The organism is Tardiphaga sp. GW821-FHT12E02, from assembly GCF_058807155.1.
The window spans coordinates 125,561-147,758 of the sequence record NZ_JBXAQK010000001.1; the positions used below are offsets into that span (position 1 = coordinate 125,561).

Sequence of the window (22,198 nt, forward strand, 5' to 3'; positions counted from 1 at the left end):
ATGGCCGACACAAGGCCGGGCATGACGAGAGAATTTTGCTGATGACCGCCTCCCGTATCCATCGCCTATCGCTGACCAACTTCCGCTCCTATCGCTCATCGTCGCTGGAGTCGTCCGCCGACATGGTCGCGCTCGTCGGGCCTAACGGCGCCGGCAAGACCAATTGCATCGAGGCAATCTCGTTTCTCTCCCCGGGCCGCGGCCTGCGCCGCGCTACGCTCGAAGATGTCGCCAATAATGAAGGCGACGGTTCCTGGGCGGTCTCTGCCACTGTCGAGGGCGAGGTCGGCCTGGCAACCCTCGGCACCGGCATCGACCCGCCCATCGAAGGCGCCTCCATCACGCGCCGCTGCCGCATTGATCGCGAACCGGTGGGCTCCGCCACGGCATTCGGCGATCACCTGCGCATGGTGTGGCTGACGCCAGCGATGGATCAGCTGTTCATGGGTGCGGCATCAGAGCGCCGGCGCTTCTTCGATCGCCTGGTGCTGGCCATCGACAAGGATCACAACAGCCGCGTCTCCGCGCTGGAGCGCAGCCTGCGCTCGCGCAACCGGTTGCTCGAACAACGCAGCAGCGACGGCCACTGGCTCGACGCTGTCGAACGCGAGACCGCGGAACTCGCAGTGGCGGTCGCGGCCATGCGCGGCGAGACAGTGACGCGACTGGCTGCGATGCTACACAAGCGCGGTGAGGCCTCGGCGTTTCCATCGGCGATCATTGCGCTCGACGGTTGGATGGAGCAGGCACTGACGAGTGAACCGGCGACGGCCGTGGAGGATCGCTATCGCGCGATCCTGCGCGACAGCCGCCCGCGCGATGCCGCTGCAGGTCGTACGCTGGACGGCCCGCATCTAACCGACCTGCAGGTCATCTACGCGCCGAAAAACATGCCTGCGCGCGATGCCTCGACCGGCGAGCAGAAAGCGCTGTTGATCGGCCTGATCCTGGCGCATGCGACTTTGGTGGCCGAAATGACCGGCATCACGCCCCTTCTGTTGCTCGACGAAATCGTCGCGCATCTCGACCCGGACCGCCGCCGGTCGCTGTTCGGCGAACTCGCGACGCTCGGCGCGCAGGTCTGGATGACCGGCGCCGACCCGGCTGCTTTCGTCGATCTCGGCGCCATGGGCGAACTGTTCGACGTCGTACAGGGCCGTATCACACGGCGGGCGTGATTGAACCAATCGGGCTGTTTCCAAGACTAGCACTCGACGCCGGTCGCGATGACGCGACCCGCCGGGCTGCATGATCCGGAGACAGTTATGGTTCGTTCAATGACCGGGGCATCTGTCCCGACCAGCCGATGGCTGCTGACCTTCACCGCACTCGCGGTCATTCTCGCCAGCGCGCCAACGGCACGCGCCGATATCGGCCTGGCGGATACCACCGCCTTGCCGCGGATCGAAGGCGCAGTGGAGAGCGACGCGCGCGGCAAGCCTGACACCTCGCGCACGAACTACAGTATAGCAGGATCGGCGGCGCAGGCGCGGGACAATGTGCGCAAACTGCTGATCGCCGATGGTTGGCAGCCTTATGTGCAGCCATATCAGCAGGGCGTATCCGGACAGTTTTTCAAGAAGGGCCGGCAAGCTCTGATCGTCTCGGTCACCATGACCGGCGGCAAGGCCGACCGCTCCACCGTCTCCTACTCGGCGTCGCGGATCGATACCAATGTGCCGATCCCCGCGGATGCAACCGACATCGTTTATGATTCCGCACGGCCTTATCTGAACTGCGTCACATCAGGCGCGGCGGACGCCACCGTCGGCTTTCTGCGCACGGGACTGGCCGAGGAAGGCTGGCAGCCGCTGCAGGCCAGCGAAGCAGGCCTGCGCTGGCCTGACGCCCGGCTCGACGAGCCTGTCGCTGGAGGCATGCGCGCCTTCTTCATCCATCCCGGCAAACGGTATCTCAAGCCGATCCAGCTGACGCTGACCTCGCAAGGCGACGGCAAGACGGTGATCGACATGCGTTCGGCGCCGTTTGCGCTGCCGCAGACATTGGAAGCGGACAGCGACATGGCAGGCCTGCCGCGGCCGGCCCAGACACGCGGTGCTTCCGGCACCGGCGCGTCAGACTCACCGCATCGGGAGATCAAGGCGGCTGTGCTCGCCGACCTGCCGGCGGTGACGGCGTTCTATCGCAGCGAGATGGAGAAGCGCGGCTGGCGCGAGGAGACGAAAGATACGGCTATCACCGCTGACGAGGTGAAGATGAAATTCACCTCGCCGGATGGCGAGGCGCGGATGCATATCGGCCGGCAGCACGATCTCGCCATCGTGCAGATGGTGGCGCAGGAATCTGCGGCTTCGCTGGCAGCGAAGGCCCGCGCGAAGAAGGAAGCCTCGAACCGCTTCATGCAGGACGCGCTGAGCGAGGCGCAATCGCTGATCGCGGCCGACGACAAGCGGCGCCGCAGCGAAATCGCGGTGGCGGCCACGACACCCGCCGAGAAGCTTGCCGCACAGCCCGCGCAGGGCATTCCAATCGCGATCCCCGATGGCGCGAGCGAGGTCAATCATGACGCATCGTCGGGCCAGCTCGATTTCAGCAGCAGCGCGAGCGTGAAATCGCTGGCGGCGTTCTATCGCGACGCGCTGAAGGCGCAGGGCTGGAAGGAACGGCCGTCGGTGATCAACAATCCGACCATGATGGTGCTTAATTTCAGCAAGTCAAAAGGCGACCTCGCTTTCACGATCATGCAAATGGGTCCGAAGGCGACGGTGCGTGTCAGCGGCGCTGGCCTGAAATTGACAAATGTTGCAGCGAAGCCTGCCGAGGCCACCACGGGCGTCGCCAAAGCCGAACCGGCACTGGACTCCGATGGTGATCCGACATTCCCGACACCCAAACAGCGCAGCATGCGCGTGCTCGGCACATCCGGCTGGCCGGGTGGCGCACCGTTCCGCCACGAGCTCAATGCCAGCATCCCAGCCGGGCTCGATGCGGTGCTCGGCTTTTATCGCACCGAACTCGGCAAGCTACAGTGGCAGGACATTGCGGGCGAAGCGGTGATCAAAGCCGATAGCATAAAGCTTAGTTTCAAAACTAAGGATGGCCCGGCAACGCTGCTATTGGGTCGCGACAAGAACGAGACCACGGTCCATCTCGTGCAACGGCATACGGATGTCGCCAGCAAAGCAGGCATCCTGCCAGCGCCGGGCAAAGTGCGCCTGTTGTTCGGCAATATGGGCGATGCGGAGGTGACAATTACCGTAGCCGGCAAGACGATCAAGGTAAAGGCTGGCGCCGGCACGCCGCAGGACCGCAACGGCCCGACGCTGGAACTGGCGCCGGGCGAACACAAATTGGCGATCCAGACAGCCGGACGACCAACGCATGAGGCAAAGCTCAACCTTGCCGCCAATGACAGCTGGGGCGTGATGGTGGCACCCGGCGGCCGGGACATCCTGCCGCTGCAGCTTTACTGAGCCGGAGACACGCAGCCGCGCTTTGGCTGCATGAATGATTGTGTGTTGCCCGATGTTCCGCTCCACGGCAAACATCAGACGATGCTGACATTCCTGCTGCTTCATTTGTCGCGGATCGCGCGCGCCGTCTGGGTCGAGATGCGCACGCTGCCAAAGCCTGGCCCACGCATGATCGACGAGATCGAATGCGCCTGCTCGGTGCTGCTTGCAATTCTGATCTCACATCAGATCGGCGCCGAGAATGTCGGCTGGGCTGCATTCTCCGGCTATATGGTGATGCGATCGCATGTGGCCGAGAGTTTTACCCGTGGCCTGTTGCGCGTGGTCGGCACATTGATCGGTGCCGGTGGCGCACTGCTGCTGGCGCCTTATCTGCTGCCGTCGCCATGGCTGCTTGCTTTCGGCTTGATGGTCTGGGGCGGCGTGACGCTGTATTTCGCCATTGTCGGCAAGCGGGCTTATGCCTGGCTATTCACCGGCCTCACCTTCCTGATGGTGCTGATCGAGGCAATGGAACACGCAAGTGAGCCGATCCAGCGCTTCGCCACGACGCGGGTGCTCGAAGTACTGGCCGGCACCATCGCCTGCGTCATTGTCAGCGCGATCTCGACCTGGACGATCCGGCGACGATTGCCTAGCCCGGACCGGAACCTGCGCGCCAAGCCGGTCGGCCTGCCGGCCAGACAATGGCAGGCGACGGTGGCGCGGCATGCGCTGACCGGCGCCATCGCGCTGGCGCTCATCCCCGCCGTGTGGCTGGCCTTCAAAATCCCGGAACTCAGCCAGTCCGCCATCACCATTTTCGCGGTCATGCTGGTACCTGCGGCAGCACTGGCGGATGGGATCCTCAGCCCGGTGTCGTCACGCGTGATGCAGCGGCTGGTCGGCTGCCTCGCCGGCGGCTTCCTCGGCGGCGCGATCCTGCTGCTGAGCCAGCATTCGCCGGTCGTGATGACCATCGGCCTCGTGCTTGGCGTCGTCATTGGCCGCCATATCGAGAACGGGCCGCCGTCCATGAGCTATGCCGGACTGCAATTCGTGCTCGCTTTCGTCGTGGTGCTGGTGCCCGACAACTATGACAGCGCCCAACTCACGCCGGGCTATGAGCGGCTGCTCGGCATCCTGTTTGGCATGGTGTTGCTGGAGCCAGTCGTGCTGATCGCGCATCTGATCGCGCGGCGTGGAGGCCGCAGCGAACCGCCAAAAGTGATCGAAAAATAGCGTTTTGAAGGGTTCGGAATCAGACTTCCAAAACGGCTGTTTGGCAGCTTGAAAATCAGCCTGAAAACTCCATCTATTCAACAACTTGCTGCGCATGACTTTGCGCTAGGTTCTGTGCGCAATTCGTGGCACAAATGACGGTGATCAGACGTCGCTCCCCGCGCTGATTCGGTACCATCTTCGAAGGCATTTCATGACTGAACCAGCCCGGCAGCCCATCGCCGAAACCGAGTACGTCATTCCGGCCGAATATGGCGCGGAATCGATCCGGGTCCTGAAGGGACTCGATGCGGTCCGCAAGCGGCCGGGCATGTATATCGGCGACACCGATGACGGGTCCGGCCTGCATCACATGGTCTATGAAGTCGTCGATAACGCCATCGACGAAGCGCTGGCAGGCCACGCGACGGCCGTGGAAGTCGTGCTCAATGCCGATGGCTCGGTGACCGTGCGTGACGACGGCCGCGGCATTCCCGTCGATATCCATAAGGGCGAAGGCATTTCGGCGGCCGAGGTCATCATGACCCAGCTCCATGCCGGCGGAAAATTCGACCAGAATTCCTACAAGGTGTCCGGCGGACTGCACGGCGTTGGCGTGTCCGTCGTCAACGCGCTGTCCAGCAAGCTGATCCTGCGCGTCTGGCGTAATGACAAAGAACACATCATCGAGTTCGCCCATGGCGACGCCGTGGCGCCGCTATCAGTGGTCGGCGACGCCAATGGCCGCCGCGGCACCGAGGTGACGTTCTATGCCTCGGCCGAGACCTTCACGATGGTGGAGTACGACTTCGCCACGCTCGAGCATCGCCTGCGCGAGCTCGCTTTCCTGAATTCCGGCGTCAACATCCTGCTCTCCGATCTCCGTCATCCCGAGGAGCGGCACGAGCGGATGATGTATGACGGCGGCGTCGAGGAATTCGTCAAATATCTCGACCGCAACAAGAAGGCGATGGTGCCGGTTCCAATCGTGATGCGTTCGGAACAGAACGGCATTAGCGTTGAAGTCGCTATGTGGTGGAACGACAGCTACCACGAGAATGTGCTGTGCTTCACCAACAACATCCCGCAGCGCGACGGTGGCACGCATCTGGCCGGTTTCCGCGGCGCGCTGACGCGCCAGGTCAACGGCTATGCCGAAAGTATCGCCAAGAAAGAAAAGATCGCGCTGACCGGCGACGACTGCCGCGAAGGCCTCACGGCCGTGCTGTCGGTGAAAGTGCCGGATCCGAAATTCTCGTCGCAGACCAAGGACAAGCTGGTGTCCTCGGAAGTGCGCCCCGTGGTCGAGAACGGCATCAACGAGGCGCTGGCCGCCTGGTTCGAGGAACATCCGGCCGAAGCCAAGACCATCGTCAACAAGGTGATCGAGGCCGGCGCTGCCCGCGAAGCTGCCCGAAAAGCGCGCGAACTGACGCGGCGCAAGGGAGCGCTGGATATCGCCTCCCTGCCCGGCAAGCTCGCCGACTGCCAGGAGCGCGATCCCGCCAAGTCCGAACTGTTCATCGTCGAGGGTGACTCGGCAGGCGGATCCGCGAAACAGGGCCGCAACCGCGAATTCCAGGCGGTACTGCCGCTGCGCGGCAAGATCCTGAACGTCGAGCGCGCGCGCTTCGACAAGATGTTGTCGTCGGAGCAGATCGGCACGCTGATCACGGCGCTCGGCACCGGCATCGGTCGCGACGATTTTGATCTGTCGAAGCTGCGTTATCACAAGATCATTCTGATGACGGACGCCGACGTCGACGGCGCGCATATCCGCACGCTGCTGTTGACCTTCTTCTTCCGCCAGATGCCGACACTGATCGAAGGCGGCTATCTCTATATCGCGCAGCCCCCGCTCTATAAGGTGACGCGCGGCAAGTCCGAGCAGTATCTCAAGGACGAGCGAGCGCTGGAAGACTACCTGATCGAGACCGGTCTCGACGACTGCCTGTTCCGTACGTCCGCTGGCGAAGAACGCACCGGCCGCGATCTGCTGTCACTGGTGGAAGATGCACGCATCATCCGCTCGACGCTGAACAACCTGCATTCGCGCTACAATCGCAACGTGGTCGAGCAAGCGGCGATCGCTGGCGTTCTCAATGTCGAAGTCACGCGTGATCTCGCCACCGCCAACGAGGCTGCGAGCTACATCGCGCGCCGCCTGGATTCACTGGCCGACGAAGTCGAGCGTGGCTGGACCGGCGCATTCCGCGAGGGCGAAGGCTTCTTCTTCGAGCGCACCATCCGCGGCGTGAAGGATGTGGCATTCATCGACGATGCGCTGCTTGGCTCTGCCGATGCCCGCAAGCTCGATGAATATGCCAGCCGGCTGCAGGATGCCTATCCGAAGTCCGGCGTTCTGCGCCGCAAGGATATCGAATTTGCCATTCACGGCCCGGTCACGCTGTTCGAGGCCGTCACCGATGCCGGCCGCAAGGGCGTGGCGCTGCAGCGTTATAAAGGCCTCGGCGAGATGAATCCCGGCCAGCTGTGGGAGACCACGCTCGATACCAACGAGCGCTCGCTGCTGCAGGTCAAGATCAAAGAGGTCGACGAGGCCGACGATATCTTCACCAAGCTGATGGGCGACGTGGTGGAACCGCGCCGCGAATTCATCCAGGACAATTCGCTCAGCGCCAACGTGGACGTCTGAGCATCCGCCAACGAACCTTCAAGAAAAGGCCGTCGTTCGATCAATCGAACGACGGCCTTTTTGTTTTCTGGAGCTGGCCAAAGGCCGCAATTCGGCTTCCAGAGTAGCGCGTATCAGTTTGAAATCTTGGCCTTGGCGCGCTTCACGATGCTTTCCATCCGCGCTGAATCCTTGGCAATGGTCGCCTGGAATTCCGCCGGCTTGTCGGCGATCACCGTCAATCCGAGGCCTTCCATGCGTGCCGTTACGACGGGATCACGCAGTGCTTCGACGATCGATGCATTGAGCTTCTCGATCACATCCTTCGGGGTCGCCGCCGGGGCAATGAAGCCATACCAGTTGCCAGCCAGCAGATCAGGCGAACCTGCCTGCGGCGATGTCGGCACATTCGGAAGCTGCTTGCTGACTTCAGGCGCGGTCACGACGATCGGACGCAACTGACCGCTCTGCACCTGCTGAACCGTGTTCGAGAGATTGTCGCACATCATCAAGACCTGGCCACCGATGACGTCCTGAAGTGCCGGCGCTGCGCCCTGATACGGGATGTGAACAGCATCGACGCCTTCGAGCACTTTCAGCGTCTCGCCGCACAGATGGCTGGTGCTGCCGATACCTGCCGAGGCAAATGTCAGCTTGCCAGGCTCGGCCTTGGCCAGCGCGATCAGTTCCTTCAGCGAGCTCGCCTTGACCGACGGATTAACGACCAGGATGTTCGGCGTCGAAGCGCCGTTGGTGATCGGCGTGAAGTCCTTCTCGGCATTGTAGGCCGGCTTTTCATAGATCCACGGATTGATCGCCATCATGCCGGTCGTCGCAAGCAGGATCGTATAGCCGTCCGCCGGCGAAGTCGCTACGCGTGCCGCGCCGATCGATCCGTTCGCACCACCGCGGTTTTCGATGATGACGTTGACGCCGAGTGATTTCTGCATCAGCGGCGCCACCAATCGCGGGATCGCATCAGCCGTGCTGCCGGCGGGATACGGGACCACGATCGTGATCATCTTTTCCGGAAAGCCGGCCATGGCCGTTCCGACGGAGAGAGGCGCCATTAGCGCCGCAAGAATGAATGTCTTCCACTTCATCGAAAAATTATTTCGCATTCTGAACACCCTGCATGACATTTCGAGAACCACGGCCTTGGCACCTCCACTCACGCAATTCTTGTTCAGCCGATGGTCGGTTGCCATCGGTCCTCGCCTCGGGACGTGACGGCAATTACGCCGGCCCACCCACATGCAATGCGCCCGCCCGTTCGAGCGAATCCAGCATCGCAATACGACGCAGCAGCGCGCGACCCTTCTCGGGATCGGCTGCGGCAGCGCGAATATCATCGCGGAAACGGGCCCGATCAGCCTCGTCCTTCGCTTCGAGATTTTTCTTGTTGCGGATGGTGTCGCCCTGGATCGCCTGCATGGTCACCGTGCGGCGCTGCAGATCGTAATCGGCGAGAATGTTCTCGTCGTCCTTGACGTTGATCACGGCACCGAGCTTCGATGTCAGATTTAGGGCATCGTGGATGCCGCCATTCATCCCCATGCCGCCAAGCGGATTGTTGATATGCGCGGAATCACCGGCGAGGAAGGAACGCCCCTTCCGGAAATTCGCAGCAACGCGCTGATGCACGCGATAGAGCGTGGTGTGCGTGATCGGCGCATCCACACCGACGGGCACGACGCGGCGGATCGACGAGGTGACGTAGGCTTCTGACAGCGCCTCTTCATCAGACATTTCGGCCGGCACCGGCATCATCACGCGCCACGCGCCGATGATCCGCAGCAGGAAATGCCAACGCTCGGGGTCGGCGACATAGCTAACGGACGACACGCCAGGACGCAGCGCGGCGAAATCCACCGGCGTCGTCATGACGAGGAAACGCTCCGGCCAGGTAAAGCCTTCGAATTCCATGCCCTGGCTACGACGAACGATGCTGTTGGCGCCATCAGCGCCGATCAGCCAATCGCATTCATAGGTCTTGTCCTCGCCGCCGACCGTCGCCGTCAGGGTGACCGTATCGCTGGTTTGCGTCACGGATTTCGCTTCGCAGCCGAACACGATGGAGAGCAGTGGATTGTCCTTCAGGCCATCGAGAATGATGCGCGTCAGCTTGAACTGCTCGGCCTGCAGGCGGAACGGATGCCGCACCAGGTCCGAGATCGCGCTGAAATCGAATGTTCCAAGAACGCCGTCGGCGGAGGAGGAATACTGGACGGTTGGCGCCTTAAGCCCCTGCGCGATCAATTCCTTGGCGAAACCAAGATCGTCAAGCATATCGAGGGTTGGCGGATGGAAGGTCGATGCGCGCGACTCTCCGCTCAGTTCCGTGTTCTTTTCCAGCACCAGAACCGAAATGCCCTGCCTCACCAGATCCGCGGCGGCGACCATGCCGACAGGGCCCGCACCAGCAATAATGACCGGATACTTTTTCGCGCTCATTCGTCCACAACCTCAATTGGCGATCGGACCACAGGCATCGCGGCGCGGTCAGATCGGTCAGCCAGATCGCGGAGAAAGGTCCGCGTCATTGCTGACTTTCATCATGAGACGGAAGCTATGTGCCTTGCACTTAGGCATGCAAACAATTTAATCTGCAGACATCTTGCGTTTTTGGAATGAACTATGCGTCGCAGAATCCCGAGCCTGGGCGCGCTGATGGCCTTCAGCGCGGCTGCCAAGCATCTCAGCGTAACCCGCGCGGCTAGTGAACTAGCGCTGACCGAGAGCGCGGTATCACGCCAGATCGCACAGCTGGAGACCCAGCTTGGTGTCAAGCTGTTCCACCGCATCAAGAAGCGCATCACGCTGACGCGCGCCGGCGAGGCTTACAGCACCCGTGTGGCGCGGACCATCGAGCAGATCGAACGCGATGCGCTGGAAATCATGGGCTATGAGGCTGACGGCACCGTGCTCGACGTGGCGGCCTTGCCGACCGTCGGCACCCAATGGCTCATTCCGCGCCTGCCGGATTTTTACGCGCGGCATCCAGGCGTCGCCGTGAATGTCAGCGCGCGCAACACGCGCTTCTTTTTCAGCGAGACCGCGCTGGATGGCGCCCTGTATTTCGGCCAGCCCGACTGGCCCGGCACCCAGGCCGATTACCTGTTCGATGAGGTGTTGCTGCCGGTCGGCTCCCCCGCGCTGATCGGCAGACGCGGCGAATTGCCGCCGCGCGAGGTCGCCGAATTGCGGCTGCTGCATCTGGTGACACGGCCGGACGCATGGCGGCGCTGGTTTGATGCGGCTCAGCTCGAGGGCACCAATGTGATCCGCGGGCCACGCTTCGATATTCAATCGACCTTGATCAGCGCAGCGAGTTCCGGGCTCGGCGTTGCGCTGCTGCCGGAATTCCTGATCTCCGACCAGCTGAGGTCCGGCAAACTGCGCGTGCTGTCGAGCCTGACGCTGAAAAGCGTCGGCTCCTATTATTTTGCCTCCCCGGAGGAGAAAGCCGGGAATCCATTGCTCTCGGCTTTCCGTGCCTGGTTGCTGTCGCAGGCCCAGGGATCAGCGCCTCAGGACGTTACTTCTTGACTAGCGGGCACCGCGACGCCGACAGCGGCTGGAAAGCCTGATCGGCAGGGATTATCGCAAGCAGCTTATAATAATCCCACGGCGCCTTCGACTCGGCCGGCTTCTTCACTTCGAACAAATACATGTCATGCACCATGCGGCCATCCTCGCGGATTTTTCCGTTCTTGTAGAACACGTCATCGACCGGCAATTCGCGCATCTTCTTCATGACCGCTTCGGTCTCGTCAGTGCCAGCCGCCTGAACAGCCTTCAGATAGTGCAGCACGGATGAATAGGTGCCGGTCTGCAGCATGTTCGGCATCGCATTGACTTTGTCATAGAAGCGCTTCGACCATTTCCGAGTCTCGTCGTTCATGTCCCAGTAGGACGCTTCGGTGATCGTCAGCCCTTGCGCTTCCTTCAGCCCGAGTCCGTGAACGTCGTTGATGAAGCCGGCCAGCGCCGAGAGCTTCTGCCCGCTCGAGGTCAGGCCGAATTCCGCTGCCTGCTTGATCGAATTGATGGTGTCGCCGCCGGCATTGGCGAGTGCCACCACCTTGGCCTTGGACGACTGCGCCTGCAGCAGGACCGAAGCGAAGTCCGCGGTACCGACTGGATGCTTGGTCGCGCCGACAACCTTTCCACCGGCCGCCTTAACGACATCGCCGGTGTCCTTCTCCAGACTTGCCCCAAACGCGTAATCGGCGACCACGAAATACCAGCTATCGAACCCCTGGCTGACCAGCGCCTTTCCGGTGCTGTTGGCGATCGCGAAGGAATCATAGGCCCAGTGAACGACAAAGGGACCGCACACCTCATTCGTGATTCGCGTCGAGCCGGGTGAACTCAGCGTGATGATCTTCTTTTTCTCTTTGGCGATCTCGAGGACGGCCAGCGCCGGCGACGAGGACGCCACGTCGAGAATGGCATCGACCTTATCATTATCGAACCATTTTCGCGCAGTTGTGGCGGCGATGTCAGGCTTGTTCTGATGGTCGGCAAACACGACCTCGATCGGCATGCCGAGCACCTTGCCGCCGAAATCCTCGACCGCCATCTGCGCGCCCGTCACGGCGCCCTTGCCAGTGATGTCGGCATAGACGCCCGACATGTCCTCGATCACGCCGACGCGGACGACACCGTCCGAGATCTGCACGGTCTGGGCATGTGCCGAGGCTGAGCAAAGGAATGCGCTCGCAAGTGCAGCTGTCAGGTAACGGGCACCGAAATCGATCTGTCTCATGCTTCCCCCTTCCGCGTATCGATTGGCTCGATACGTCTGTTGCGATGTGGTCGTGTAACTACTTCGCGGCTCTGTTCGCGAAGGCGGCGAGGCCGCGCTTGGCGTCCGCGCTGGTGAAGGTGCGCTGGCCGAGTGTGGCCTCCTTGTGGAAGGCATCCGCGAGCGGCAGATCCTGCAGCGTCAGCGCGGCCTCCTTGATGGTCTGAATTGCGACCGGGCTCAGCGCCGCGATCTTGGTGGCGAGCTCGAACGCCACAGGTTCAACCTGATCCACATCGACGACGCGATTGATGACACCTTTGGCTTGCAGGTCGTCGGCCGAAAAACGCTCGGCCGTCAGCATAATCTCCATGGCATGGGCGTATCCGATTTGCCGGACCAGACGCACCAGCGTGCCGCCAGCCGGCACAAAGCCGTGCTTCGGTTCAGGCAATTGAAAGACCGCATTGCGCGCAGCGACGCGGATATCGGTCGCCAGCATGATCTCGAAACCGCCGCCCATGCACATGCCTTTGATGGCGCTGACTACTGGCTTGTAGAAACCGGGAAACTTGATATGCGCGGGATCCCAGGCGGAAATATCCATCTTGTCGGAGGCAAGTGCCGGGATTGACTCCATCAGGTCCGCGCCGACACAGAAGGCACGGTCGCCAGCGCCGGTCAGCACAACGGCACGCACGGCGTCGTCGTCTTTGATCGCATGGAAGGCACGGCCGAGATCGTCATACATCGCCAGCGTCAGCGCATTCATCTTGTCCGGCCGGTTGATGCGGACCGTGGCGACATGACCGTCCGTGGTGAAATCGATCGACATCAGATCGCTCCCGATGCTTTGAGACGATCAAGCTCGTCCGACGTCACACCAAGCAGCGATGCCAACACCTCCGCATTGTGCTCACCGGGAGACGGCGCCTTTTCGAAAGTCGATTGATCGGTGTCGGAGAGCTTGATCGGCAGACCGAACATGCCGATCAGCTTGCCCGCCACCGGCACATTGACGATCATGTTGCGGGCCGCGATATGCGGATCTTCCACCACTTCCGGAATCGTCTTGATGGCGCTGAGCGGCACTTGGTCGCCGGCCATCTCTTCCAGTTCGGCCTTGGTATATTTGCTGAACCAGCGCTCCAGCAGCGGCTTGACCCTGGTCTCCGCCACGACAGGATCGAACCGTTTTTCCATCGTTTCGATGCCGGGAGCCCGCGCCATCTCGGGCTCGCCGAACAGCCCGCAGGTGATCGCCCAGAACTTGTCGGTGTAACCGCCGAAGAAGACGTAGCCGTCCTTGCAAGGAAACTGGCCATAGGGCCGCACGAACGGATGGTCGTTGCCGAGTGGCGTCGCGACGTCCTTCTCGACGGTGTAGCGCACCACGGCATTCTCGGTAAGCGTCAGCACCGAGTCCTGCTGCGAGACATCTACCACCTGGCCTTTGCCATTGCGCTCGGCTTCGCGCAGCGCCGCGAGGGTGCCGATCGCCGCATAGAGGGACGCTGCGAGATCGCCGATAATGGTACCGACGCGCACCGGCGGCAGATCGGGATAGCCGTTCATCGACCACAGACCGCCCACGGCCTGGCCCGTATTGTCATAGGCCGGACGCGACGAATTCGGACCGGTGCGGCCAAAGCCGCTAATCGCGGTATAGACGAGCTTCGGATTGATCTCGCGCAGCGTCTCATAGCTGAGACCGAGCTTGTCCATGGTGCCCGGGCGAAAGTTCTCGACCAGGATATCGGCCTTGGCGACCAGCTTCTTCAGCAGCGCCTTGCCGTCCTCGGATTTAAGATTGAGCGTGATGCCGCGCTTGTTGCGATTGAACTGGGTGAAGAAAGCGCTGAACTGATCGTCGCCAGTGCCAACGAAGGGCGGAAACGTACGCGCGTAATCGGGATCGCCGGGATGCTCCACCTTGATCACGGTGGCGCCGAGATCCGCGAACAGCATCGAGCAAAACGGACCGGCGACCACGCGGGTGATGTCGAGAACGGTCACGCCCTGCAGCGGACCGCTGCGCTCCCCGAGCCCTTTGGTATCGTTCTTTGCGTTCACATTGGCCTCCCGTTTCGTGTCCCTCGCCAGCTTTGGTGGCGAGGGGTCATTGTCGTATAAGTGCGCGCGCGAAAACAGGCGTGTTCGCGCAGCGCGTGGGGCTCAGGAGCGGAGCTTCTCAAGGACTTCCTTAGCGCGATCGACGCGAACATCGTGATTGGCCGCAAGCGCAGCAGCGACCTTCTCGATCTCGTCGCCGCTGGCGCCGGCAACGATGGCAATGTTGCGCGCGTGCAGTGCCATATGACCTTTCTGGATGCCCTCGGTCGCGAGCGCGCGCAGCGCCCCCATGTTCTGCGCCAGACCTACGGCAACGGCGACTTCCGCCAGTTCCTGCGCGCTCGTGACGCCGAGGATCTTCAATGCCGCCTGCGCAGCGGGATGGGTCTTGGTGGCGCCGCCGACGAGGCCTAGCGCCATTGGCATTTCGATGGTGCCGACCAGATTGCCCTTGGTGTCGATCTCCCAATTGGTCAGCGACGTATAGCGGCCCGAGCGGGAGGCCCAGACATGCGCGCCGGCTTCGATAGCGCGCCAGTCATTGCCGGTGGCGACCACGATGGGATCGATACCGTTCATGATGCCCTTGTTATGGGTGGCAGCACGATAGGGATCGACGATGGCAAAAGCACAAGCCTCGACAATGCCCTGCGCGATGCGCTCACCAGAATATTCCTCGGTCTTCAGCGCCTCCGGTGTTACCGACACCATGGCCCGGGCGAGCCGCAGATCGGCATAATTGGAGAGGATGCGCAGCCGCACGGTGCCGCCGGTGACCTTTTCGATCAGGGGCGCCACGGTTTCCGCCATGGTGTTGACGGTGTTAGCCCCCATCGCATCGCGGACGTCGACGATCAGATGCACGGCCATCATCGGTCCCACCGGCGTGGTCTCGAATATATGCACCTCGACATCGCGGCAGCCACCGCCGAGCGAGATCAGCACCTTGTCCTTGGCATTGGCCGCCGCAATGATCTCATCGCGGGCGCGCAATACGCGGGCGCGCGCGCCGTGAACATCGGTAACACCTAGCACCTGCACTTGCGCACGCATGATCGGCGCAGAACTCGACGTCTGGAAGCCACCGCATTTGCGGACGATGCGCGCCATATAGGACGCCGCGGCCACGACTGACGGCTCCTCGACCGCCATCGGAATCAGATAATCGCGGCCATTGACGGTGAAATTTGTGGCGATGCCGACCGGCAGCTCGAATGTGCCGATGACGTTCTCGATCATGCCATTGGCAAGCTCGATCGGCAGCGTGCCTGGACTGAAGGCCGAGCGCTCGTTGTCACCACGTGACGTGGCATCGATCACCTTGCCGAGCCGCTCAGCTGGAGAGAGGTTGCGCAGGTTTTCCAAACGCGAATTGATGTTTCCGGACTGTTCGCCCGACGTCGTAATGGCCATTGCGGCGCCTCCCACACAAAAAGTGTCTTCTGTTGGCGCGCAGTTAGGCATCGGGACGCAGCGTGCGGAAGGGACAGTTTTCAAATATTGTCCTGTACTGTACCCATGACCGGATGATCATTTTAGCAAATGCATTTCTCTCACAGGACCTTTGCAGTGCAACATTTTATCGATGATCTTCGGGAGACATGCGGCTGCGTGGTCACGCTCAAGCGTGCCGTAGAGGGTACGCTTTTGATCAACCGCCCAGCACTGTACCCAAGAGCATGACGCCGTGACGCCGCGTAAACCACCCGATCAGAACGCGACGCTGGCCGGCAATCTCGCCAGCCGCTTGCGCGCACAAATCCTCTCCGGCGCCTTGCCGGAAGGCCATCGCTTGCCCTCAATCCGAAAAGCCGCTGAAGGATTTCGCGTCTCGAAGAACACCGTTGTCGACGCCTATGACCGGCTGGTGCTCGGGAATCTCGTCGCCGCCAAGGCTGGCTCCGGTTTCGTCGTCATCTATCGCGGCGATGACAGCGGCCGACCGAAACATGTCAGCGAAGCCGTCGATATCGCGTCACTGCTCAACGCACAGCTATCGCAGAATTTCGAGATCCGCGTCGGCGACGGACGACCTCCTGCTTCATGGACCGAGCAATCCGAGATCAAGCGTCATCTCAGCGGGGGCGGACGCATCCTTCCGGTGGCCGCTGACGGTTATGGCTCGGCGCTGGGCTTCCAACCGCTTCGACAACAGATCGCGTTGCGACTGCAGCGGCAGCAGCTCGCGGTCAAGGAAGACGGACTTCTTCTGACCTTCGGTGCCAATCACGCGCTCGACCTGATCATTCGTGCGATGCTGTCGCCGGGCGATACGGTGCTGGTGGATGAGCCCGGCTATTATCCGCTATTCGCCAAACTGACCCTGGCGCAGGTGCGCATTGTCGGCGTTCGGAGACTGGCTGATGGTCCGGATGTGGATGACCTCGCGGCAAAGATCCAATCGGAGCGACCAAAGCTGTTCTTCACGCAGTCGCTCGGCCACAATCCGACCGGCGGCTCGATCACGCTCCCAGTCGCGCATGCGGTGCTGCAGACGGCCATGCGCGCCAATCTCGTGATTGTCGAGGACGATCCGTTTTCCGATCTGCCAACGGCCGCCAACAGCCGCCTCGCCACGCTCGATCAGCTCAACAATGTGATCTCGATCGGAACGTTTGCGAAAACCCTATCGGCAAGCCTGCGCTCGGGCTTCATCGCTGCCCGCCGTGATCGCATCGCGACCCTGGCTGAATTAAAAATGCTCACCTCGGTGAACAGCTCTGGCCATGTCGAGCGATTGCTGCACAGGCTGCTCGCGGATGGTCATTACGATCGCCATCTGAAGCGGCTGGGACAACGCAGTGACGCTGCGATGAGCCAGGTGCGCGCGCAATTGCTGCGCGCCGGTCACCGGCTCTATGCCGACGCACGGACCGGCTACTATCTCTATCTGATGTTACCCGATGGCATCGACGACATGGCGCTGGCACGCGACGGCGCCAAGGAGAGTATCTTCATCGCACCAGGCAGCCTGTTCTGCATCGACAAGAACAGCCCGCTGGCGAAAGCGATCCGGATCAACGTATCGCGAGCGGAAGACCCGAAATTCTACGACTTCCTGCTCCGTAAACTGCGATAGCAAACCCCTTAATGCGCTTCTTCCGCATAAGGCGCCAGCACATCGACGAGATCGCGCCCGCGGGCCGGGCTTGGCTCGACCAGCGCCCGCGTGGCCACTTCGCCAAGATGCGAATGCATCAGCGCCATCGCTTGATCGACATCGCCGCCCTGCAGCGCATCGATGATAGCGATATGCTCGTTGATGCCGCATTCAGATGAATGCGGCCGACTGAATAACGACAGCGTCAGGCAGCAGCGATAGGCGATCTCGCTGACATAGCGGACCAACACGGGGCTGTTTGTCATCGACGCCAGCAGAATGTGAAATTCCGTGGCAAGCCGGATCGACACGGCGTTTGGGCCGCCATGCGCTTCCTGCTCAGCCACCACATGTGCCTTGAGGCGCGCGATCTGGGCCGGCTTCAATTTGCCCACGAGCTTCCGCACGATCAGGCGCTCGAGCTCCATCCGGATGTCAAAGATGTCGCGCGCATCCTGCCAGCTCGGCGTGACGACCACAGCGATCCGGTTACGGCGCAGCTCGACAAGGCCTTCCGACGCCAGTTGCCCAAGCGCATGGCGCGCAATGGTGCGGCTGACGCCAAACCGCTCGCCGAGGGAATCCTCGGGCAGCTTGGTGCCGGGCTCAAGCGCCTGCTCGATGATCGCACGCCGGAGAGCGCGACAGATCATTCCGACTTTGTCTTTGGGATTCGACGTTTCTGGCATTCTGACAGACCTCTAGCACCCGGCGCATACAAGCGCCTGCGCGAAGTGCATGCACTTTACAGCGGGGGCTGCTCAATAAATTCGCACTAATTGGCAGATGGCGGCAATTTGAGGAGGATTCACGCCGGACTCAAGTGGCACCCCAATTGCATACACTTCCAGTCATGATCAGTATGCAAGAAGCCGGGGCCTCGGCCCAGACCACGCCACGCGCTCCGACCGCCATCGAACTGTCGCGCACATCCGTGACGTTCGGGCGAGGCGCAACCGCAACGCCGGCGTTGTCCGAGACCAATCTTAGCATTCCCGATGGCGAATTCCTCGCTTTGGTCGGCCCCTCCGGCTGCGGCAAATCGACGATTCTCAAGCTGGTCAGCAATCTCATTCGCCCGACCACCGGCGTCGTCATTGTCGGCGGCCGCGAGGTGGCGGCCAAGGCGCTGCGGATCGGCATGGCCTTCCAGAATCCGACCATGCTGCCTTGGCTGACCATCGAGCAGAACATCATGCTGCCGCTGAAAATCGTGCAGCCATTCCGCTCAGAGTATCGCCAGAAGCGCAAAACCGAGTTTCGCGACAAGGCGCATGCCCTGCTGGCGCAGGTCGGCCTCAAGGATTTTGCGAAGAAGTATCCGTGGCAACTCTCGGGCGGCATGCTGCAGCGAGCAAATCTTTGCCGCGCGCTGATCCATGAACCGCGCATGCTGCTGCTCGACGAGCCCTTTGGTGCCCTCGACCAGTTCACCAAGGAAGAGCTGTGGTCGATTCTGCAAGGTCTGTGGCTGCAGCACAAACCCACGGTGTTGCTGGTCACCCATGATCTACGTGAGGCCGGCTTCCTGGCCAGCCGCATCTGCGTGATGAGCGCTCGGCCGGGCCGCATCCTCGACGATAGCACGGTGGATTTCCCCCGCCCGCGCACGATTCCAATGACCTTCGAGCCGGACTTTGTCGCGCTGAACCAGCGGCTACGCGACCTTATCGTCAATGCCCGGAGCAATGCTCCCATTGCGCAGGAGGCATAAATGAACCTCGGCCTTCGTCAAAAGCTCTGGTCGTTCGGGCTGATCGTCGCCTTCTTTGTGGGATGGCAGCTCTTCTGCGTCGTCTCGGGCATGTCCGATCTCATCCTCCCGCGCCCGACTGACGTTCTCGCCACGCTGATCGCGCGCTTTCCGGTGCTGTGGCCGCATATCCTACAGACGCTGGCCACCACCATGACTGGCTTTGCGCTCGGCGTCGGTCTCGGCGTGGTGCTTGGCGCAATCATCGGGGTGTCACGGGTCGCCTATGACACGGCCTATCCGCTGCTGGTCGGCTTCTCGTCGATCCCGAAAGTGGCCGTGGTGCCGATCTTCGTCTTGTGGTTCGGCTCCGGCTCAGTGCCGGCCATCCTCACGGCGCTGTCGATCTGCTTCTTCCCGATCGTCGTGAATATCGCCACGGGCCTCGCCACCACCGAGCCGGAGTTGGAGGACGTGCTCAAGGCGCTCGGCGCCAGCAAGATAGACATTCTGTGGAATGTCGGCCTGCCGCGCACGATGCCGTTCTTCTTCGCATCGCTAAAAGTTGCGGTGAGCTACGCCTTTGTCGGCGCGGTGCTGGCGGAGACGGTCGCGTCCAATCGCGGCATCGGCAATGTGATGATGAGCGCTTCATCGAACTTCAATGTGCCGCTCGTCTTCGCCTGCCTTTTCATCCTCGCGGCTCTCGGCGTCGCCCTCTACGTCATCTTCTCCCTGATCGAAGCGCGCGTGACCGGCTGGGCCACACGCAAGAACGACCTCGTCGCCACTTAATCATCACGCAACCAGGAGACCGCCATGTTGAAGAGATTGACTGCCCTCGCCTTCTCGAGCCTGCTGCTCGCGGGTGCCGCCTCCGCACAGGAGACCACCATCAAGTTCACGCTCGGCTGGAAAACCCAGGGCAGTGACGCCGCGTTCTTCTACGCGAAAGACAAAGGCTATTTCAAAGAAGAGGGCTTGAACGTCGTCATCGACCAGGGCGAAGGCTCCGGCGCCACCGTGACCCGCATCATGTCCGGCGCCTGGGATGCCGGCTTCGGCGACGTCAATGCCATCATCCAGAACTCATCGACGCGTCCGCAGGATGCGCCGGTCATGGTCTATATGATGTGGAACCAGCCCCCCTTCTCGATCGTCACCAAGAACTCCAGCGGCATCAAGACGATCAAGGATTTCGAGGGCCGCACACTGGGTGGCGCGCAGGGCACGCCGACGACGCGCCTGCTGCCGGTGTTCATCCAGAAGAACGGCCTCGCCGCCGACAAGATCAAGGTGTCGAACATGGCGCCGAACCTGCAGGAACCGATGCTCATCAAGGGCGATATCGATGCGGCGCTCGTGTTCAACATCACCAGCTATTTCAATCTCGTACTGAACCGCCAGGATCCGGACAAGGACTTCAAGTGGTTTTCGTTCGGTGAATTCGGCCTTGATCTCTATTCGAACGGCGTGATGGTTTCCCAGAAACTGCTGAAGGAGAATCCGAAAGCCGTGGCCGGTCTCGTTCGCGCGATCAACAAGGCGAACATCGCGACTGCCAAGGATCAGAACGAGGCCATGAAGTCGGTGGTTGCCTTCGACAACCTGGTCGATGTTCCCGTCGAGAAGCGTCGTATGCAGTTCGCCTTCGACAAGCTGATGGTCTCGCCTGAAATGAAGGAAATCGGCGTCGGCGACATCAAGGATGACCGCATGGCTCGCGCCATCGGCATCGTGGTGGAAGGCTACGAGTTGAAGCGCACACCGACGCCGAAGGAGATCTTCTCGCGCGACTTCCTGCCGCCACGTGGCGAACGCGATCTCGTCTATACCGCGAACTAATCGCTGTCATGACCGAGGTGTTGTCTGCGACGCATGTCTTCACCGGCACCGAGCGAGACCTCGTGCCTCAGGCCAGCATCGCTTATGCGGGCGGCTTGATCACGGAGGTCTCGACCGGTGCCGTGACCTCGCCGCAGACAAACCACCTCATCATCCCCGCGCTGGTCAACGCCCATGACCATGCGCGACCTTCCATGACCTCCTTCGGCGCGTCTGGTATGCCGCTGGAGTCATGGATTTTACGATCGGCGTTCGGCGCACCGCCGGACGCCTATCTCGCCGCCGCCGTCTCGCTCGCCCGCTCGGCACGCGCTGGCTGCGGTGGCGCAATGATCCACTACACGCGCCCGAGCGGAAAACTCCCCATCGTCGATGAGGCGATTGCGATCGGAAAAGCCGCCCGCGATGTCGGCATCCGGCTCGCTTTCGCATTGGCGGTACGCGACCAGAATCCTTTGGTCTATGGCGACAGCGACGATGTGTTGGCTGCTCTAACGGGCGATGATCGCGAGACGATACAGGACCTGTTCATCCGCCCGAGCCCGAGGCCATCGGAATATCTCGACCGCATTGATGCGATTCATGCCGCCATCGCCGGGCCGATGATCGACGTGCAATACGGACCGGCGGGCGTTCAGTGGTGCTCGCCGGCGCTGCTCGAAGCCATCGCGGACCATTCAGCCGCCACGGGCCGGCGCGTACATATGCATCTGCTCGAAACCATCTATCAGCGCCAATGGGCCGACCGTGCCTTTCCCGGCGGGGTGGTGCGCTTTCTCAAGGATATCGGCCTGCTATCAGACCGTCTCACCGTCGCGCACTGTATCCATGCACGGCCGGACGAACTCGACATGATCGCCGAATCCGGCGCGACCATCGTCACGAATTTCAGCTCAAATCTGCACCTGCATTCCGGCTTTCCCCCGATCGCTGATGCCCATCGCCGCGGCTGCAAGGTCGCATTCGGTATCGATGGCGTCGCGCTGGACGAGGACGATGACGCCATTCGCGAGATGCGGCTCGTGCAGATGGCCCATGGAGGGCTGGGTTTCGAGCGGACGTGGAGCCGCAGCGAATTCTTGTCCCTTGTGGTCCGCAATGGCCGCAAATCCATAGGCGCTCCGGGGACAGGGGCTCTCGCGGCCGGTGAGGCTGCGGATTTCGTGATGCTCGATATCGGCCAACTCGATCGGGACGCAATCATGCCCGTCGATCCCATCGACATGCTGTTTGCGCGTGGCAATAGCAGTTGCGTACGCAACGTGGTGGTTGCCGGGCGAACGATTTACCGCGACGGCAAGCTGACCGGCGTTGATCTGGATGCGATGGAGACCGAGATCCGCGGACTGTATCGCGCAAGCGTACCGCAGTTCAAAGCGCTGGAGCGGGCATGGACGCCACTCGAAGGCACATTGACGCAATGGTTCAAGCATCAGGGCTGTTGTTAGTCGCCGGGACCGAACAGCGT

General features: G+C 61.7%; 17 protein-coding genes. 10 read left to right on the forward strand and 7 right to left on the reverse strand.

The window, feature by feature from the left end:
• Positions 1 to 41 precede the first annotated feature (41 nt).
• The 4 genes from recF to gyrB all read left to right on the forward strand — a co-directional run bounded on the left by recF (position 42) and on the right by gyrB (position 7,290).
• A complete protein-coding gene (recF, locus tag AC1RQ5_RS00615) occupies positions 42 to 1,178 on the forward strand; it encodes a DNA replication/repair protein RecF (protein ID WP_493196688.1) in 1,137 nt (378 codons plus the stop codon).
• 87 nt (positions 1,179 to 1,265) lie between these two features.
• A complete protein-coding gene (locus AC1RQ5_RS00620; RefSeq protein WP_493196689.1) occupies positions 1,266 to 3,434 on the forward strand; it encodes a hypothetical protein in 2,169 nt (722 codons plus the stop codon).
• A gap of 45 nt (positions 3,435 to 3,479) precedes the next feature.
• Positions 3,480 to 4,655, forward strand: coding sequence for an FUSC family protein (locus AC1RQ5_RS00625; protein WP_493196690.1), 1,176 nt, complete (start codon positions 3,480 to 3,482; stop codon positions 4,653 to 4,655).
• A gap of 193 nt (positions 4,656 to 4,848) precedes the next feature.
• Positions 4,849 to 7,290, forward strand: coding sequence for a DNA topoisomerase (ATP-hydrolyzing) subunit B (gene gyrB / locus AC1RQ5_RS00630; RefSeq protein WP_493196691.1), 2,442 nt, complete (start codon positions 4,849 to 4,851; stop codon positions 7,288 to 7,290).
• Positions 7,291 to 7,403: 113 nt separating this feature from the next.
• Here gyrB and AC1RQ5_RS00635 read toward each other — a convergent pair whose 3' ends face one another.
• Together AC1RQ5_RS00635 and AC1RQ5_RS00640 are read right to left on the reverse strand one after the other, a co-directional pair.
• Complete coding sequence (locus AC1RQ5_RS00635; RefSeq protein ID WP_493196692.1) at positions 7,404 to 8,372, reverse strand: Bug family tripartite tricarboxylate transporter substrate binding protein; 969 nt, start codon at positions 8,370 to 8,372, stop codon at positions 7,404 to 7,406.
• A 133-nt stretch (positions 8,373 to 8,505) separates the two neighbouring features.
• Complete coding sequence (locus tag AC1RQ5_RS00640; RefSeq protein ID WP_493196693.1) at positions 8,506 to 9,723, reverse strand: FAD-dependent oxidoreductase; 1,218 nt, start codon at positions 9,721 to 9,723, stop codon at positions 8,506 to 8,508.
• A gap of 183 nt (positions 9,724 to 9,906) precedes the next feature.
• Here AC1RQ5_RS00640 and AC1RQ5_RS00645 point away from each other — a divergent pair, with 183 nt between their 5' ends.
• The gene (locus AC1RQ5_RS00645; protein WP_398476314.1) at positions 9,907 to 10,818 is read left to right on the forward strand and encodes a LysR substrate-binding domain-containing protein; all 912 of its coding nucleotides are present in this window, start codon (positions 9,907 to 9,909) and stop codon (positions 10,816 to 10,818) included.
• Here the strand turns inward: AC1RQ5_RS00645 and AC1RQ5_RS00650 are convergent.
• From AC1RQ5_RS00650 to AC1RQ5_RS00665, 4 genes are all read right to left on the reverse strand, one after another.
• Positions 10,808 to 12,040, reverse strand: a complete 1,233-nt coding sequence (locus AC1RQ5_RS00650) for an ABC transporter substrate-binding protein (RefSeq protein ID WP_493196694.1) — start codon at positions 12,038 to 12,040, stop codon at positions 10,808 to 10,810. The two genes, AC1RQ5_RS00645 and AC1RQ5_RS00650, sit on opposite strands and share 11 nt — an antisense overlap.
• 58 nt (positions 12,041 to 12,098) lie before the next feature.
• The gene (locus tag AC1RQ5_RS00655; RefSeq protein ID WP_493196695.1) at positions 12,099 to 12,854 is read right to left on the reverse strand and encodes an enoyl-CoA hydratase/isomerase family protein; all 756 of its coding nucleotides are present in this window, start codon (positions 12,852 to 12,854) and stop codon (positions 12,099 to 12,101) included.
• The gene (locus AC1RQ5_RS00660) at positions 12,854 to 14,092 is read right to left on the reverse strand and encodes a CaiB/BaiF CoA transferase family protein (RefSeq protein WP_493196696.1); all 1,239 of its coding nucleotides are present in this window, start codon (positions 14,090 to 14,092) and stop codon (positions 12,854 to 12,856) included. The genes AC1RQ5_RS00655 and AC1RQ5_RS00660 overlap by 1 nt, the downstream gene beginning before the upstream one ends.
• 102 nt (positions 14,093 to 14,194) lie before the next feature.
• Positions 14,195 to 15,505, reverse strand: coding sequence for a hydroxymethylglutaryl-CoA reductase, degradative (locus tag AC1RQ5_RS00665; protein ID WP_493196697.1), 1,311 nt, complete (start codon positions 15,503 to 15,505; stop codon positions 14,195 to 14,197).
• 274 nt (positions 15,506 to 15,779) lie between these two features.
• On the opposite strand from AC1RQ5_RS00665, the gene AC1RQ5_RS00670 reads away from it, so the two are divergent.
• Positions 15,780 to 17,171 (forward strand): aminotransferase-like domain-containing protein, encoded by a 1,392-nt coding sequence (locus tag AC1RQ5_RS00670; RefSeq protein ID WP_493196698.1) that lies wholly within the window; start codon positions 15,780 to 15,782, stop codon positions 17,169 to 17,171.
• 8 nt (positions 17,172 to 17,179) lie between these two features.
• Here the strand turns inward: AC1RQ5_RS00670 and AC1RQ5_RS00675 are convergent, their stop codons facing one another.
• Positions 17,180 to 17,845, reverse strand: a complete 666-nt coding sequence (locus AC1RQ5_RS00675; RefSeq protein WP_493196699.1) for a GntR family transcriptional regulator — start codon at positions 17,843 to 17,845, stop codon at positions 17,180 to 17,182.
• 200 nt (positions 17,846 to 18,045) lie between these two features.
• On the opposite strand from AC1RQ5_RS00675, the gene AC1RQ5_RS00680 reads away from it, so the two are divergent.
• Genes AC1RQ5_RS00680 through AC1RQ5_RS00695 form a run of 4 tightly spaced genes read left to right on the forward strand, consistent with a single transcriptional unit; the run spans position 18,046 to position 22,178 of the window.
• Positions 18,046 to 18,906: an ABC transporter ATP-binding protein gene (locus AC1RQ5_RS00680; protein WP_493196700.1), complete on the forward strand. Its 861-nt coding sequence runs from the start codon at positions 18,046 to 18,048 to the stop codon at positions 18,904 to 18,906.
• Positions 18,907 to 19,680, forward strand: a complete 774-nt coding sequence (locus AC1RQ5_RS00685) for an ABC transporter permease (protein ID WP_398476331.1) — start codon at positions 18,907 to 18,909, stop codon at positions 19,678 to 19,680. It begins immediately after the preceding gene.
• Between the two features lie 24 nt (positions 19,681 to 19,704).
• Positions 19,705 to 20,730, forward strand: coding sequence for an ABC transporter substrate-binding protein (locus AC1RQ5_RS00690; protein ID WP_398476333.1), 1,026 nt, complete (start codon positions 19,705 to 19,707; stop codon positions 20,728 to 20,730).
• Between the two features lie 8 nt (positions 20,731 to 20,738).
• The gene (locus AC1RQ5_RS00695) at positions 20,739 to 22,178 is read left to right on the forward strand and encodes an amidohydrolase family protein (RefSeq protein WP_493196701.1); all 1,440 of its coding nucleotides are present in this window, start codon (positions 20,739 to 20,741) and stop codon (positions 22,176 to 22,178) included.
• Positions 22,179 to 22,198: the final 20 nt, after the last annotated feature.

Excerpts from the sequence above, each read along its gene's own strand:
- recF (WP_493196688.1), top strand. The coding sequence starts at position 42 with ATGACCGCCTCCCGTATCCATCGCCTATCGCTGACCAACTTCCGCTCC.
- AC1RQ5_RS00620 (WP_493196689.1), top strand. The coding sequence starts at position 1,266 with ATGGTTCGTTCAATGACCGGGGCATCTGTCCCGACCAGCCGATGGCTG.
- gyrB (WP_493196691.1), top strand. The coding sequence starts at position 4,849 with ATGACTGAACCAGCCCGGCAGCCCATCGCCGAAACCGAGTACGTCATT.
- AC1RQ5_RS00635 (WP_493196692.1), bottom strand. The coding sequence starts at position 8,372 with ATGAAGTGGAAGACATTCATTCTTGCGGCGCTAATGGCGCCTCTCTCC.
- AC1RQ5_RS00640 (WP_493196693.1), bottom strand. The coding sequence starts at position 9,723 with ATGAGCGCGAAAAAGTATCCGGTCATTATTGCTGGTGCGGGCCCTGTC.
- AC1RQ5_RS00645 (WP_398476314.1), top strand. The coding sequence starts at position 9,907 with ATGCGTCGCAGAATCCCGAGCCTGGGCGCGCTGATGGCCTTCAGCGCG.
- AC1RQ5_RS00650 (WP_493196694.1), bottom strand. The coding sequence starts at position 12,040 with ATGAGACAGATCGATTTCGGTGCCCGTTACCTGACAGCTGCACTTGCG.
- AC1RQ5_RS00655 (WP_493196695.1), bottom strand. The coding sequence starts at position 12,854 with ATGTCGATCGATTTCACCACGGACGGTCATGTCGCCACGGTCCGCATC.
- AC1RQ5_RS00665 (WP_493196697.1), bottom strand. The coding sequence starts at position 15,505 with ATGGCCATTACGACGTCGGGCGAACAGTCCGGAAACATCAATTCGCGT.
- AC1RQ5_RS00675 (WP_493196699.1), bottom strand. The coding sequence starts at position 17,845 with ATGATCTGTCGCGCTCTCCGGCGTGCGATCATCGAGCAGGCGCTTGAG.
- AC1RQ5_RS00680 (WP_493196700.1), top strand. The coding sequence starts at position 18,046 with ATGATCAGTATGCAAGAAGCCGGGGCCTCGGCCCAGACCACGCCACGC.
- AC1RQ5_RS00685 (WP_398476331.1), top strand. The coding sequence starts at position 18,907 with ATGAACCTCGGCCTTCGTCAAAAGCTCTGGTCGTTCGGGCTGATCGTC.
- AC1RQ5_RS00690 (WP_398476333.1), top strand. The coding sequence starts at position 19,705 with ATGTTGAAGAGATTGACTGCCCTCGCCTTCTCGAGCCTGCTGCTCGCG.
- AC1RQ5_RS00695 (WP_493196701.1), top strand. The coding sequence starts at position 20,739 with ATGACCGAGGTGTTGTCTGCGACGCATGTCTTCACCGGCACCGAGCGA.